Annotated in this window: 15 protein-coding genes; 8 read left to right on the plus strand and 7 right to left on the minus strand. The window is 39.9% G+C overall.

Annotation, left to right across the window (positions count from 1 at the left end; translation table 11 throughout):
* The first annotated feature begins 13 nt into the window (after positions 1-13).
* Positions 14-814, plus strand: a complete 801-nt coding sequence (locus ABJ384_RS05435; RefSeq protein ID WP_349929360.1) for a sulfite exporter TauE/SafE family protein — start codon at positions 14-16, stop codon at positions 812-814.
* 997 nt (positions 815-1811) lie between these two features.
* Positions 1812-2030 (plus strand): hypothetical protein, encoded by a 219-nt coding sequence (locus tag ABJ384_RS05440; RefSeq protein ID WP_086195017.1) that lies wholly within the window; start codon positions 1812-1814, stop codon positions 2028-2030.
* 96 nt (positions 2031-2126) lie between these two features.
* On the opposite strand, the gene ABJ384_RS05445 is transcribed toward ABJ384_RS05440, so the two are convergent.
* From ABJ384_RS05445 to ABJ384_RS05460, 4 genes are all read right to left on the minus strand, one after another.
* Entirely contained in the window at positions 2127-2393 is a 267-nt protein-coding gene (locus tag ABJ384_RS05445; protein ID WP_227609556.1) for a hypothetical protein, read from the minus strand.
* Positions 2394-2692: 299 nt separating this feature from the next.
* A complete protein-coding gene (locus ABJ384_RS05450) occupies positions 2693-3319 on the minus strand; it encodes a hypothetical protein (protein ID WP_349929362.1) in 627 nt (208 codons plus the stop codon).
* An 85-nt stretch (positions 3320-3404) separates the two neighbouring features.
* Complete coding sequence (locus tag ABJ384_RS05455; protein WP_349929364.1) at positions 3405-4103, minus strand: DUF3820 family protein; 699 nt, start codon at positions 4101-4103, stop codon at positions 3405-3407.
* Between the two features lie 88 nt (positions 4104-4191).
* A complete protein-coding gene (locus ABJ384_RS05460) occupies positions 4192-4323 on the minus strand; it encodes a hypothetical protein (RefSeq protein WP_349929366.1) in 132 nt (43 codons plus the stop codon).
* Between the two features lie 397 nt (positions 4324-4720).
* On the opposite strand from ABJ384_RS05460, the gene ABJ384_RS05465 reads away from it, so the two are divergent.
* The 5 genes from ABJ384_RS05465 to ABJ384_RS05485 all read left to right on the plus strand — a co-directional run bounded on the left by ABJ384_RS05465 (position 4721) and on the right by ABJ384_RS05485 (position 10179).
* Positions 4721-5971 (plus strand): alpha/beta fold hydrolase, encoded by a 1251-nt coding sequence (locus ABJ384_RS05465; RefSeq protein WP_349929368.1) that lies wholly within the window; start codon positions 4721-4723, stop codon positions 5969-5971.
* A gap of 154 nt (positions 5972-6125) precedes the next feature.
* Positions 6126-7379, plus strand: coding sequence for a serine hydroxymethyltransferase (glyA, locus tag ABJ384_RS05470; protein WP_086195022.1), 1254 nt, complete (start codon positions 6126-6128; stop codon positions 7377-7379).
* A 166-nt stretch (positions 7380-7545) separates the two neighbouring features.
* Positions 7546-7950, plus strand: coding sequence for a nucleoside diphosphate kinase regulator (gene rnk / locus ABJ384_RS05475; protein WP_200224459.1), 405 nt, complete (start codon positions 7546-7548; stop codon positions 7948-7950).
* A gap of 409 nt (positions 7951-8359) precedes the next feature.
* The gene (locus ABJ384_RS05480) at positions 8360-9331 is read left to right on the plus strand and encodes a TauD/TfdA family dioxygenase (RefSeq protein ID WP_200224461.1); all 972 of its coding nucleotides are present in this window, start codon (positions 8360-8362) and stop codon (positions 9329-9331) included.
* A 149-nt stretch (positions 9332-9480) separates the two neighbouring features.
* On the plus strand, positions 9481-10179 hold the full coding sequence (locus ABJ384_RS05485) for a Crp/Fnr family transcriptional regulator (protein WP_349929371.1): 699 nt from the start codon (positions 9481-9483) through the stop codon (positions 10177-10179).
* Between the two features lie 121 nt (positions 10180-10300).
* On the opposite strand, the gene slyD is transcribed toward ABJ384_RS05485, so the two are convergent.
* Both slyD and ABJ384_RS05495 read right to left on the minus strand, forming a co-directional pair.
* The gene (gene slyD / locus ABJ384_RS05490) at positions 10301-10783 is read right to left on the minus strand and encodes a peptidylprolyl isomerase (RefSeq protein WP_092819263.1); all 483 of its coding nucleotides are present in this window, start codon (positions 10781-10783) and stop codon (positions 10301-10303) included.
* A 446-nt stretch (positions 10784-11229) separates the two neighbouring features.
* Positions 11230-12540 (minus strand): D-alanyl-D-alanine carboxypeptidase PBP6B, encoded by a 1311-nt coding sequence (locus ABJ384_RS05495; RefSeq protein ID WP_166170245.1) that lies wholly within the window; start codon positions 12538-12540, stop codon positions 11230-11232.
* A 180-nt stretch (positions 12541-12720) separates the two neighbouring features.
* Here ABJ384_RS05495 and ABJ384_RS05500 point away from each other — a divergent pair, with 180 nt between their 5' ends.
* Positions 12721-14424, plus strand: a complete 1704-nt coding sequence (locus ABJ384_RS05500) for a M61 family peptidase (RefSeq protein ID WP_349929373.1) — start codon at positions 12721-12723, stop codon at positions 14422-14424.
* A 253-nt stretch (positions 14425-14677) separates the two neighbouring features.
* On the opposite strand, the gene ABJ384_RS05505 is transcribed toward ABJ384_RS05500, so the two are convergent.
* Positions 14678-15469: a pseudouridine synthase gene (locus ABJ384_RS05505; protein WP_086195029.1), complete on the minus strand. Its 792-nt coding sequence runs from the start codon at positions 15467-15469 to the stop codon at positions 14678-14680.
* Positions 15470-15622: the final 153 nt, after the last annotated feature.

Consider the following 15622-nt stretch of genomic DNA (forward strand, 5'->3'; position numbering starts at 1 on the left):
AAGTCAGCATATCGTGGAACTTATTATTTTTTTAGCCATTGGGGCGCTTGCCGGATTTGCAGCAGGGCTCTTTGGTGTGGGTGGTGGAACAATTATTGTCCCACTCTTATTTATTGTCTTTACCCAAATGGGTTACAGTGCTGACGTCATTATGCATTTGGCTTTAGGCACTTCTTTGGCAACCATTGTGGTTACCTCGATCAGCTCATTGATGGCTCACCATAAGAATGGCGCAGTCATATGGCCTGTATTTAAAAATCTCGCACCAGGAATGGTGATAGGAGGCTTTGTCGGGGCCGGAATTGCAGGATTACTTTCTGGAATTCATCTTCAGCTGATTGTTGGTGTATTTTTGCTTTGGGTGGCTTACACCATGTTTAGCGGTGCCAGACACGTGGTAGATACCCATAAAGTATTGCCTTCATCGCCTAAACAATTAGGTGCAGGCGCTGGAATTGGTGTAGCTTCTGCAATTTTCGGTATCGGCGGTGGCAGCTTAACTGTGCCTTATTTAAATCATTATGGTGTAGTCATGCAAAAAGCGGTTGGAACCTCAGCTGCATGTGGTTTACCCATTGCGATTGCTGGTGCTTTGGGATTTATGATTTTTGGTATGAATGCCCACGCCGCTGTGCCCAATAGTATTGGCTTTGTACATATTTATGCCTTTTTAGGCATTAGCCTGATGAGTTTCTTTACAGTAAAATTTGGTGCAAAAGCAGCACATGCATTATCACCACAAATGCTGAAAAAATGTTTTGCCATATTGCTGTTTATCATTGGATGTTTTTTCCTTTTTAAAGGACTGCGTTGAAACATATTCATTCTTCAGTATGATGAAAAAGCCCATGGAATATGGGCTTCTGTATTTTTGCAATAGCTAGAATGATTGTCTGAGACGCAGTTGTCTTACTAGGATTGAGATAACTTGGTGTTGAGCCATTAAGAATCATTGAACAGCCAGACTGAAATTTGACTTGCTGAAACAAGGACGAAATGTGCTGAAAAAAAATAATTTCACAAAATAGTAGGCAGGATTGCTAGGTACTTTATACGGAATGATTTAACCCATTTTTGTATGAATTTGACCAATCAAATCTAAGAAATATGGGGAAAATTTAGATGAAATTTTAAAAGTGAAAAGCCGGAAATTTTATATTTATTGATTCTACAGACTTTACTATTGTGCTTGGACATCCGAAATATTCTGAAGGACAAGACGTCATTGTGATTCCCAGAATCCGTTGCTGTGAGCATATTTACTGTCATTGGGCTAAAAATGGCAGAGATAAACTATTAAATAAAAGCTAATATTAAAACAGCATCTATTATCCATGTATTTATAAAATATACAATAATAGTTTCTTTGAATTGTTGTGTATAAATGTTGAGCAGGGTTGCCTATTTCATTTTCGAGTTTTATATTAAAAATACAGTAGGTCGAGAGACGCTACAAAGTGGTTGGACGGATCAATGACAGCTTGTTGAGCTTGCAACCTTCGGGTTGAAGCAAAAAATCAGCACTAGCCTTCCAACATAAAAGCCCGCAGTAATGCGGGCTTTCTTATTTTTAGGGCTAAAAAAAATTTCCAATGAACCAATATTCTAGAATTTATTTTAGATAATTGAAGAAATTGATCGAGGTGATTTATTATAAAAATTAAGCGTTTTCTAAATAACATGTTTAAGAGAAATATCATTTATTTGTTTATAAAAAATTACATTGCCAAAAAATCTAACATCTCTAAATTATGAATAAATAAAATTTATGCTATAAAAAGTTTATTTAAATAAAGAGAGCAGGGAATAATATGAGCCAATTAATAGAAATAAAGGTTAAAGACCAATTTAGCAATATTCATGCAGTACAGGCATTATTACAGACAATTCCGGAAAATTCAGCTTTGCATAAACTCTCATTATTTCAAAAGATCGAACATATCGTGGTCAAAGGTGAAATTATTCGTCCAAGTATTGAACTGCTTTTTGAAAGCCGTATTTCCACGAGTATTTACCGTATTATTGAATAATGAAAGTATGATAAAAACTCACTATTAAAGGTGAGTTTTTATAAAAAGTAAAAAAATGATTAAAAATAATTAATACATGGCGTTACAGAGCAATATTTAAATCAAACTAAGTTCGACGTCATATTTATTAAACTCTTCTATCAGGTTTTCAATGACTTTGATTCCAATCGCATCACTACAACTGAATATTTCATCCTTACCTTGAGCACTGTTATAACAGATGATTTGCTGGATTAACCAGCGATTTTCAATTTCTGTTTGATCAATAATGATTCGAACAGGTTGCAGGTTTTCACTGACCTGGCGCGGCAACACACTGGTAATCGCAAGTTGGATATGGGTCAGATCTTCTCTAGGACTCAAAAATGTTATTACCCAATTACCTATTTTTTTTAAGTATACGGGATGGTCTGCCGGATGAAATTCTAAATAATGTAAGGATGTCATCGTGAATTCCCCTGAAATAGTTAATATATGCGGTTTTTAACAATGATTTACCATTCAGCTAAGGTCGTATTTAGAATCACGCCATGGGTTCTTATTTAATCTAGTTATTGTGTAATAAATCCAATCTTATTGTTTTATAAGTATAAAAATAAATATGTCTTAGATAGCTAAGACCTTAAATAAATAATGAAACATAAAAAAGCTCTTAAGCTTGATCAGCTTGGAAGCTTCTGTAGAGAAAAATTGATCTGATTGAGGTAGCGGTTTAATTCCTGTGGAGTGATGCGGCTTTCCTGTAAGGTGGTAATCCATTGCATCTGGCACTGTTTTAAACTGCGTAAATCGTCAGCAGACAGAATACGGCTAATCAGCTGTTTTGCCATTAAACCGCAATGACGTTGCAGCAGTTCAGCCATGAATTGCTTGACCTGTTCAAAATCCAGGATTTCTAGCGTTGTTTGCACTTCATTTTGACAGGATGCCTGCTCAGCTTTTTCATCCGTGATTGAAGATGGGGAAATGCTGGGAACAAAGATCTCTTCGGCAGAGTGATCCTTAAGTTGAGTGCTGTGCAGCGCAGGGCTGGTTTTAATTTCTGTATCTAGGTTGTCGGATGTCAAGGGTGTTTCAATGGACGGGTTAGCCGCACGGCTGATCAGTCCCATTTCCAGCAACTGTTCGAGTAATTCGGGTGGCGCGATACGATGCCTGAATTGTTCAGAAAGCAGATCAAAATCATCGGTGCCAATCAATAGTAACAGTCTGCGCTGACGAGCATTCAGATTCATTGAACGCTGTTTTAAACTTTCAATGCCTAAATCAGTTTTATGAAATTGAGTCATGCTTTAATTTACGTTGCAATAAATTAAAGCTGATTGTAGGGGGGAATCATGACAGGAATATTAAATAATATTACAAATCATTATATTACAGGGTAACAATACTGGTTTTCTCTAGAGCCTTGCGCAAATAAGGGTCCAGATCTTCCTGACGCAGCAGCCATTGCATATAGTCTGCAGGTAAATCTGCTATTGCTGTGCCTCGGTGCTTGCCAAAATTAATGGTCCGAGGAATACGCGCGTCTTCCGATGCGAGATAAAGCTCTTCAATATTTTGAATGTTTAAATGATGGATTTCATGCATTAAAATATTGGCGGTTAAGATAATATCCATATCGGCACGATGTGCTTTTTTAATCATTTCACGGGCTTTTTCACTGCCTTTGCTAATCATATAAATAAGGGCAGAAATATTGTGCGCTTCAGCATCCGGCCAGACTAAATGTGCCAGGGCAAGGGTACAAATGGCTTTGATCTTGCTGGTATCTACACCGCATTTCTCAATGGCACGAATATCATAATCAATATTGTGACCAATAATGTACGTGGTTTCCTGTGGAAGGCTGAAAGTTGTGTAGTGAGGCTGACCCACCAGCTCAGATTCCAGAATATGATGTACTGCCATGGCTGCATACGAAATCGGTTCATCGACACTATAAAGCTGGTCGAAAATTTCGCTCTTGTCTAAGGAAAGTTTGCTGTCATGAATTTGGATCGGTGCATAAGCAATCTCAATCGGCTGTCCATTTAAAGTATGGGTTTCGGTATCGAGAATAATTGCTTGCATGACAGGTCCATAACCGTTGCGATTGTTTGAGTCAATTTAACATTTTCAAAGATACCGATACAAACTGAAAATAGGCTCTTTTCCCTGTTCATGCTGATTTCTGTACCGGACTGCTGGTTAAATACACTGCTTCGAAAGCATCACTCGAAATACGCGCTTTAGATGGATACCAGGATAGCCAGTCATGTTGATCAATGCTTATTTGATAAATCGTAAGCATACCTTTGGGTTTCTGTTTAATGAATTCACTAATCTGTACGCTATCGCTTAGATGACGGCTTTTATAGGTCAGTTTTGTTGATTAGTCATCGGTGCCGCATAAGAAGTGACCACTTTGTTCACGATTTTTTTAATACTTCTATAGCCTAACTCCACGCAAGCCTGGAATCAGACAAATAAAAGCAGACATATTTTGTTAAATTAATAGTGTTTGATATTTGTAAAAGTAAAAAAATAAAATTTATAAAAATCATTGATTTGTATTGATAATAATTCGGTCTCTTTTTAAATTTTTTATTTGATGTTAAATCGCATTGTTCAAATATTAAATAAAGGTAATAGTTTGTATTCATGATTACTTAAATCATCAAAATAAAAAGATATAAGGAAATGCAAAAATGAAAAAAACATTATTAACGGTGTTTATCAGTAGTTCGGTCATCCTTTTAACAGCGTGTGGAAGTGGAAATGGTGATTCGGTCTTCAATAGTCCAAATAATGGAATTCCGGTCAATGATATTCAGAACCCGGTCGTTTCTACCCCCACAGTTTATAACAAAACAAATATGACTAGCGTGGCGGGTGAAAGCGTAGTGATGACTTATAAAATGTTGGGGGTTAATGCTAAACAAGTTCAGGCAACTGCATTGGTCTTTACGCCGAAAACGGCTGTGCCTGCAAAAGGTTGGCCAATTGTGATTTGGGCGCATGGTACAACGGGCGTGGCAGACCAATGTGCACCGAGTCGAAATGCATTGAATATCTATATTCAAGCAATGATTGCTCAACTTTTAACTGCGGGTTATGTGGTGGTTGCTCCTGATTATGAAGGTTTGGGAGAACCAAATGGTAATGAGCTCCATCCTTTCTTGAATGTAAAAAGCGAGGCCTATTCTATTACGGATGCGGTTGTCGCTGCGCGCCATTATTTGGGGACAAAAGCATCCAACCAATGGATGGCAGTAGGACATTCACAAGGTGGACAAGCCGCCTTAGGTGCGGCCCAATATGCTTCACGCGCTTCTAACTTGGTCTATAAAGGAACAGTGGCCCTCGCTCCAGCTTCTAACCTTGCGCTTATTTTGACAGCTGGGGAAAATGCTGCAGGAAAAGAAACCGACCTGAATAAAAAAATTAAAACGTTGTCATCTTTGGATGCATTTACTGCATTAATTACAGCAGGACTGCGTAATCCTCATCCTGATTTGCAATATAGTCAGGTTTTTAAGTCGCCTACGGATAATATTGCGAAAAATGCAGAAGTTGATTGCTATGATCTGTTAGAGCAGGAATTTGTTAAAGGGATGGATGATTACGTGGCAACAGAGGGTTCAGTCAATATAAATAATTACCCGCGTACTCAAATGAATTTTATGGGTATTCCTGTAGTTAAAACCTTTTTGGAAAAAGATTCGCAGCCACTTCAGGTTAAAGTCTCAACGCCCGTGATTATTTATCAGGGATCACTGGACCCTACCGTTCCGAAACAAGTGACTGACGTACTTTATTCTTCAGCGATACAACAAAACACCAATATCCGTTATTTGACCGATGAATCAGCTGCAACGAAATGGGATCATGGAACGGTCTATGCTTTAAATATTCCTAATATTATTACAGATGTAAAATCTCTGATGCCAATTCAGTAATTTGTTTTGACTATATATGCTCATGTTTTTTAATCATGAGCATTTTTTTATTTAAAACTGAGTAAAGTTCATTCTCAACATTTACAAACTTCATGCTACAATACGTGCCAATCTTAGCACGGCTTAAAAGCCCTAATTTAATAGGACCTCGCTAATGTTTGCCAATATCTCTATTGCCGAATTTGATCCAGAAATCGCTCAGGCAATCGCTAATGAAGATGCTCGCCAAGAAGCGCACATCGAGTTGATTGCTTCTGAAAACTATTGCTCACCAGCAGTAATGGAAGCGCAAGGATCAAAACTCACTAACAAATATGCAGAAGGCTACCCAGGCAAACGCTATTATGGCGGTTGTGAATATGTAGACGTTATTGAACAATTGGCAATTGACCGTGCTAAAGAACTTTTTGGTGCTGATTATGCTAACGTTCAACCGCATGCTGGTTCTCAAGCAAACTCAGCTGTTTACTTAGCTCTTCTTAATCCGGGCGACACAGTTTTGGGTATGAGCTTGGCTCACGGTGGTCACTTGACTCACGGTGCAAAAGTAAGCTTCTCTGGTAAAACTTATAATGCAGTTCAATACGGTTTAAACCCGGAAACTGGCGAAATCGATTACGAAGAAGTTGAACGTTTAGCTGTAGAACACAAACCACGTATGATCGTGGCTGGTTTCTCTGCTTATAGCCAAGTTGTAGACTGGCAGCGTTTCCGTGACATCGCGGACAAAGTTGGCGCTTACCTTTTCGTAGACATGGCTCACGTAGCTGGTCTGGTTGCTGCTGGTGTTTACCCAAGCCCAGTGCAAATTGCTGACGTAACGACTACGACTACGCATAAAACACTTCGTGGTCCGCGTTCAGGTTTAATCCTTGCTAAAGCAAACGAAGAAATCGAGAAAAAATTACAGTCAGCTGTATTCCCGGGTAACCAGGGTGGTCCACTTGTTCACGCTGTTGCAGCGAAAGCAATCTGCTTTAAAGAAGCAATGGCTCCTGAATACAAAACTTACCAACAACAAGTGGTTAAGAACGCTCAAGCAATGGCTGAAGTATTAATCGCTCGTGGTTATGACGTAGTTTCTGGCGGTACTAAAAACCACTTGTTCTTGTTATCTTTAATCAAGCAAGACATCACTGGTAAAGACGCTGACGCTTGGTTAGGTGCTGCTCACATCACTGTGAACAAAAACTCTGTACCTAACGACCCACGTTCTCCATTCGTGACTTCTGGTATTCGTATCGGTACCCCAGCTGTTACAACTCGTGGTTTCGGTGAAACTGAAGTACGTGAACTTGCTGGCTGGATCGCAGACATCCTGGACAGTAAAGGCGACGAAGCTGTAATTAACGCTGTAAAAGCGAAAGTTGAAACTGTATGCGCTAAATTCCCTGTTTACGCAAAATAAGTTCTGACTTGAGAAAAGCCCCCTCAAGGGGGCTTTTTTTATATATATTAAAAGTCATATTTTTCAAAGCTGGTATTTCTGCTATAACAGAATAAATCCCCCTATAAAAGCTATAAATATTTTGCTGTTGCTGTAATGACATTTTTCGTCCAAAGGAATCAGATAAATGGCTAAACCCACTATTATTATTTCACAACAAGATCTGGAACGTTTAGAAACGATGCTTGAGCATCAGTCTAAACTGACGCCAACCATGCAGCATCTGGAAGATGAGCTTGCACGTGCCCAAGTGGTTGCCCCGCAGGATATGCCGGCAAATGTGGTGACAATGAATGCACGGGTATCAATTACCATTGCCCCTGCGAATGAACCAACTACGATAACCCTGGTTTACCCACATGATTTTCTGGGTGAGAAAGGACAGGTGAATGTACTTGCACCAATCGGTGCAGCAATTCTGGGACTGGCTGAAGGTCAGGAAATTGAATGGCCGCAGCCAGATGGTCACTTAATGAAAGTGAAAATTGAAAAAGTATTGTATCAGCCAGAACGTGTAGGCAATTATCTATAACTTTTTCAAATAAATAGCCCCCCCATTTAGGGGCTATTTTGATGTACAGATAAAAATAATTAATGCTTAATGATTTTATCGAGACAACACATCATCAATGCTGAAACGACAAAGCTCTGGTGCATGTTATTCCCCAGATTATTTTCTTGATGTTTTGACTTGATCATCAATAAATCGCTTTAAAAATTTGACATTTTTATGTTTTTTAATTGCTTGTATTTTTTAATTGTCTGAATAATTTCAGGGTTGAGAAATCTAATCTCAAAATTCTAAATCAGGAAAGTTCAAAACTTCAGCAGGTATTATGCTGATCACTGTCAACGCTTTGACAGTGTTTATGGCCTATTCAGGGCAGACTGTATTTCAACAACATAACGTTGCAATAAAAATTGAAATATAAGGAATCGCCATGAGCCAAACTCAAACCAAACCCTATGATCCGAACTATCAATATCAACATATTCAGGTAAAACCGATTACCGGGCGTATTGGTGCGGAAATTGAAGGGGTTAAATTGTCTTCAATTCTAAATCAAGACACGGTCCATGAAATTAACCATGCTCTCATCAAGTACAAGACCATTTTCTTTAAAAACCAACAACATTTAACTGATGATGAACAGGAAGGCTTTGCCGCTTTATTGGGCAAGCCCTTGAATCATCCAACCGTTCCGGTCAAAAGTGGCACAGCACATGTGCTTGAGCTGGATTCACGTGGTGGACGGGCAGATACCTGGCATACTGATATCAGCTTTATTGAAGATTATCCAAAAGCTTCCATTTTACGCAGTATAGTTGCGCCTGCAGCTGGCGGTGATACCGTTTGGGCAAATACCACAGCGGCTTATAATGATTTACCAGAAGAACTGAAAGCATTGGCAGATCGTTTACGGGCAGTGCATAGCAATGATTATGACTATGCCTCTAAAGTAACCACAAGCCCGCGTATCGATGCAGAAAAATATCGTGCGCTATTTAATTCAACCGAATATGAAACAGAGCATCCATTGGTGCGCGTGCATCCGGAAAGTGGGGAAAAGACCCTGTTATTGGGTCACTTCTTTAAACGTTTTGTGGGTTATAACAGCCAGGATTCACGCCGCCTGTTTGATTTATTCCAGGACTATGCCGTGAATTTAGAAAACATCGTGCGCTGGCGCTGGAGTGTAGGTGATGTTGCCATCTGGGATAACCGTGCTACCCAGCACCGTGCAATTAATGACTATGGGGATGAGCTGCGTGTTGTGCGCCGTGTCACCATTGAAGGGGATATTCCAGTTGGTGTAGATGGTCGCCCAAGTGTGAACCTGAAGAAAGTGGTGAAACAGGACATTTCTAATTTTACCTTTGAAAATGGTCAAATTTTAGAAAAAGCATCTTAATGGTTAGATGCATTGATTTAGGCTGTATGGACTTGTAGGGATCTGAATTCGAGATATACATAGCGCTAAAAGTTGGTTGGTTTAAGCATATAAAAAACCTAGTATTTATATATTAGGTTTTTTATTTTGAATGAGATCATCAATTTCATATGCTCAGTCGCGCAGAAAAATTACAGCAGATTTTTGGGCAGGATGCTGTGTTTTCTGCATTCAATACACAATCCCATCAAACCTTATTGCAGCATGTGAAATATCTGCGTTTTTTACCACAGCAACAGATCTTGCATTATCAGCAAAAAATGGACGATATCTATGTACTGTTGTCCGGACGGATGCAGATTGGCTGGCTGCTCAGTGATGGCGAGTTTAAAGTCAGTGATTATGTGAAAATGTATTCGGTATTTAATCTGGTGCCATTTTTACAGCAAAAACCGCTGAATTTTGATTTTTATGCCGTAGAAGTAGTTGAAGTGGCTGTAATTTCAGGTCAGGTTTTTCTGGAACAATTACAACAGCAGCCGCAAGCCATGTGGCAGATCATTCAATTACTGAGTGAACGGATGTATAGTTTGATGGAGAAAAACCGTTATCTGCAAACTGCGAGTATGACGCAAAAAATTGCGCGTCATTTAATAACCTTGGGTCAACAGGCAAGACCAGTAGGTCAGGAAAAATCAACCATTCAATTTAAAATGAGCCAGCAGGAATTTGCCGAATTACTGCATGTGTCCCGGCAAACCTTAAACAAGCAACTACAATATTTTATCCAGCAACACATTGTAGAGTGGAATTATAGCCAGATTAGGATTATCGATCTGCAGCGCCTAAAACAGCTTAGCCAGTTCTAAAGAGATGGTTGAAAAATTGCCCGGCTAACTGAAATGATCGCGGATAATTGAATGGGATAAAAAATTCAAGGCAATAAAAAAGGCAAAGTCAAAACTTTGCCTTTTATGATCGCGGGCGATCTTAGTGGTGATGACCACCAGCACCGTGTACGTGACCGTGTTCTAATTCTTCAGCAGAAGCTGCACGAATTTCAACGATTTCAACTTCGAAAGTTAAATCTTGGCCAGCAAGTGGGAAGTTAGCGTCTACAACAACGTTGTCGCCTTCAACTGCTTTAACAGTCACGATTTGAACGCCGTCATCAGTTTGAGCTTGGAACTGCATACCCGGTTGGATGTTGTCTACACCTTGGAACATTTGAGCTGGAACTTCTTGTACGAGGTCAGGGTTGTATTCACCATAACCTTCAGCAGCAGGAACATTTACAGTGAATTTTTCACCAACAGTTTTGCCTTCTAAAGCGTTTTCTAAACCAGGGATGATGTTGCCCGCACCGTGCAAATATGCAAGTGGCTCACCTTGTGATTGGTCGAGAGTTTCGCCCTCTGCGTTAGTCAACGTGTAGTGGAAAGAAACCACGAGGTCATTTGCAATAGCAGTCATGTTATTGATCCATTCAATTTTTTAAGGGTACATCATAAAGTGAAAAGTAGGTTTTGTAGACTAGATTTAGCAAAAATCTGCATTTTTCCCACTCTTATGGTGTTTTTTTAATAGTGGGGATGGTTTTTTTAATTTCAATGAAATTTTAATCTTTTTAGCTGTTTTTCTTGTGACAAAATCCAGAGCTCTTGATTTGTACAGTCATACGCCAGTAGTTTGATAATGGTTTAACAACACGGCAAGACTTTGAGTGGGAAATTTGAGCATACTATACTGGGACAGGGAGGAAAGTTGAATTTGAGCTGTCAGGCATTTAGGAGTCATTATTGGTCAGTAAAAAGAAGATGATATATACCTACCATCTTCTTTTTATTACTTTTATCCAAATGATTATTTTATGAATAGGATTGTTCTGTCATCTGACTCAAGTCAAAACTATTCATCCTTTAGCGTAGAGGATAAATTTTGACCCGAATGTCATCACTTGAGAAAAAACTAAAAAGCTGTTTAAACCAGAGGGCAATTTTCTGGAAGAAATTGGCTTCTTCAATTTGCACATCATTTTCAATGGCAATGGTGCGGATCAACTGGTTATTTTGATAAACCTGCACGGTGGCCAGTTGCATAACTTTGGCTAAAGGAGCAGTCAGGTATTTTTCCGTGATTTCAACATTTAAGTGGGTCTTGGTTTCTTGTAAGGGCTCAATGGCTTGAATCGTACCATTGCCTGTATTCAGCATAACACGCTGATTGACCGTATCATACGTTTGCAGATCAATCGCATAGGGCTGGTCATATAAAGACGTGGTGACAATTTGCGGTTTGCTGGTTTCCAGTTTAAACATTTTTAAAGTAGATTTCACCACCGGCAATTCAGCAATCAGCTGTTTATCTTTAATCGCGACCTCATTACGGGTATAGGTATAGGCCATATCCATCAGGGTGTGGGCAACTTCCGCACGTTTTAAGGCATTTTTTGTACCCATCACCACCACAATCAGGCGACGTTCAGGTAGTGCAGGATTACCAGTAGGGCGATGTGCAGTCAAAGCCAGGTTATAACCAGCCGCTTTAGTGAAACCAGTTTTTAAACCATCCACACTTGGGTCAAACTTGAGTGCCAGATTGGTTGCGCGGTGAAAACGCTGGTTATAGCTGAAACTTGGCATGACTGAATAATGCAGATATTCAGGCGTCTGAACGGTCAGTGCTTGACCCAGCAGGGCCATGTCATGAGCAGATGAGTAATGATCTGGCATGGTCACGCCTGGTGCATTGGCAAAATGCGTATCCTTCATCCCTAAGGCTTTGGCTTCTTTATTCATGCGTTCAATGAAAGCCGGTACAGTACCTGAAATACGTTCTGCCAAAGTCACCGCTGCATCATTGGCTGACATCACGATCAAACCTGCCAGAAGCTGATCCACAGTAATCTGATCCCCTTGTTTAAGATACATTTGCGACTCATCCCACTGCACCATTTTTACCACCGGTGTCGCCGTGATGACTTCATCCTTTTTTAAACGACCGGCTTCAATTTCTTTCAATGCAATATACGCAACCATCATTTTGGTCATGGATGCCGGTGCACGTTGCTCATGACTATTGTGCTCTGCAATGACCTGACCTGATTGGGTATCAAGAATGGTCCATGCCTGGGCTTCAACGCTTTCAGGAACAAGGTTGAGTAATGCAGCATTGACTATCGTGGAACACAATAAACTTAAGGATGCGAGGAGGTAGATGACAGCTTTCAATGATCTTCCTTATTTACCAATCCATTGGTGGTAGAAATGCAAAAAATATGAGGAATGCTATGCCTTTTTTTTAAGAATGGCTAGTCGGAATTGCAGACAATTGCGACAGTTCAGCATTGCCGGACAAAAAATGCTAAGCTAATTGTTAAGTTAACTTTTTTATATTTTATATTGCCCATTATGTTGCATTATCAAATCGAATTTGACGATTATCGTCAGCATCTTATTCACGTGACAGTTCGCTTTTTAGCTGATCCAACTCAAGTCCTTTCTCTACCGACCTGGATTCCGGGTAGCTATCTGATTCGCGAATTTTCAAAGCATATTGAGTCGGTTCGTGCTTATGATGAAGATGGGCGCATTTTACAAATTCAGAAATTTGAGAAGAATAAATGGCGTTTATTTAATACCGATCATGAACTGATTACGGTGGAATATGATGTCTATGCCTATGACTTGTCTGTACGCGGTGCCTATGTGGACCAAACCCGTCTCTATGTGAATCCGGCCTGTGCATGTTTGGGGCTAGAAGGACAGGAAAATAAAGCGGTTGAAGTTGAAGTATTCCTTCCAGATGAACTGAAACATTTCCAGCTGGCAACAGGTCTAATGGCTAAAAGTCTGGTTAAAGGTCGTTATACCTTAAAGGCGGATAACTATGCCCAGTTGATTGATTCACCTTTTGAGCTGGCAGAACAAACACGTTTTAGCTTTGAAGCCAATGGTATTCCCCATGAATTTGTGGTGTCTGGCAAACATGCCATGAATGCCGCGCGCATGCAGCAAGATATTGAAAAAATCTGTGCCACTGAAATTTCAATGTTTGGTTCTGCACCATTTAGTGACTATACCTTTATTACCATGGCGACAGGCAATAGCTATGGAGGCTTGGAGCATCCGAACAGTACCAGTCTGATTACCCCACGTGACGATTTGCCTAAAGCCGATGAACCTGCTGAACCCTCTGCGGATTATCAGCGTTTCCTGGGTTTATGCAGTCATGAATATTTCCATTCCTGGTTGGTAAAATTTATTCGTCCTGAAAATTTCGTCAATTATGATTTAAACAAAGAAGGCTACACTTCATTGTTATGGATTTTTGAAGGTTTCACTTCTTATTATGACGACCTGATTTTGCTGCGTAGTGGTGTGATTTCTCAAGAATCTTATCTGAAATTATTAAAAACACAGATTGACCGCTATTTGCAAAATCCGGGACGCGCGATTCAAACCGTTGCAGATTCAAGTTTTGATGCCTGGGTGAAATTCTACCGTCAGGATGAAAACTCCAATAACGCCGGCACCAGCTACTACAACAAGGGTTGTTTGGTGGCGCTGTGTCTGGACTTGGGCTTGCGTTTACGCGGTTCAAGCCTAGATGCCTTAATGCGTAAATTGTATAAAAATGCGCAAAATGGTGTTCAAGTTAATGAGCGTACCATCTTCGAGTTGTGTAATGAGTTGACAGGCGATAACTGGCTTGAACAGATCAATCATTTGATCAATACCACCGATGAGTTACCATTAGATCAGTTGCTTCCCGAATTTGGTTTAAGTTTTGACGTTAAAAATGACAAGTCTTTGCCATTTGGCTTAAAGCTTGCCGATAAACCTGAAGGTGTGTTGATTCAACAAGCGCGTCGAGAGGGGGCAGGGGCGAAAGCAGGCCTTTCTGCGCAAGATGTTATTATCGCGATTGATGATTTGAAAGCGACGACTAAACTTGTTGAGAAGTATGCAAAACAAGAGGGAATGTATACTGTTCATGCTTTCCGCCGTGATGAGTTAATGACTTTTGAAGTTCAGGCTGGTGGTTCTGAATTGACTGAAGTTGAACTCAAAGTTGAAGATCAGGCCAAAGCTGAGAAGTGGTTAAAGGCTTAATTTGTATACTCTTTAAACTTTATGTAAAACCGATGCTTAGGCGTCGGTTTTTTATTTATCTAAAGAAAAATCAATAAAAAGAGAAGAACCAGTTATTTTGCAGGATTTTTCAAGGAAGAAAATAATTGGTATCAGATTAAGACGTACTATTATACATTGAGCCAAGTTGATGAAGCATATGACAAGTTAAATCTATGATACTTATTAAAGAAAAAAAGCCCACTTATGTGGGCTTTAATTTGAATACTAAAAATTAACCGCGACCACGCCCACGACCACGTGGTGCTTTAGTGTTCGGACGCGTTGTACCATTGGTCTTGCGACGTGGTTTCTCGCTTTCATCCATTTGCCAGATACGTTTCGTACCAGATGACTTCTTCACGGAACCATCTTTGTTCTTGCGAACCATTGGCTTACCGCCTGTACCACCCGGTTTTTTCACATAAGAACGTGAACGGTAAGGTTCTTCCGCAGGGACATCTTTAAAGTCCGGGTATAGTAAAGGTTCAATTTCTTTGGTTTCACCTGGTTGTAAACCCAATTGAACAAGATCAATAGAACCAATTTTCGTACGAATTAAACGTAAAGTTGGAAAACCTACCGCAGCAGTCATACGGCGAACTTGGCGGTTACGACCTTCACAAATTGAAATTTCAATCCAAGAGGTGGGCACAGATGCACGGAAACGAACTGGTGGATCACGGTCCCATAACCATTCTGGCTGTTGCACTTTAATGGCTTTGCCCGGAAGGGTTATACCATCTTTCAGTTCAACCCCTTTACGCAGCTGTTCAAGCGCTTCTTCAGTGACATCACCTTCAACCTGTACCAGATAGGTTTTAAACTTCTTGTTGGCCGGGTTGGTAATAAATTGGTTTAAACCGCCGTGGTCGGTTAAAAAAACTAAACCTTCAGAGTCCATATCTAAGCGACCCGCCAAACGCAAAGTCGGATCGTCTACGAAGTCAGCCATGGTCATGTGTGCTTCGTCTTTACGGAATTGGGAGAGGACGTCATAAGGTTTATTGAGAATGACGATTTTCATAGCAAATAACTTCTTTAATTACATAAGACTAAAAAGGTTAAGTTTTATTCAATGGGGAAATGTTGTTATTTCCCGTATAAATCTTAAACACAATGGAATTCAATTAAACTATTATGCGTTAAGAAAGGACGAAAGTATTGCCTAATCGGCAAT

It is taken from the genome of Acinetobacter sp. A1-4-2, from assembly GCF_040233925.1.
GTDB lineage: Bacteria > Pseudomonadota > Gammaproteobacteria > Pseudomonadales > Moraxellaceae > Acinetobacter.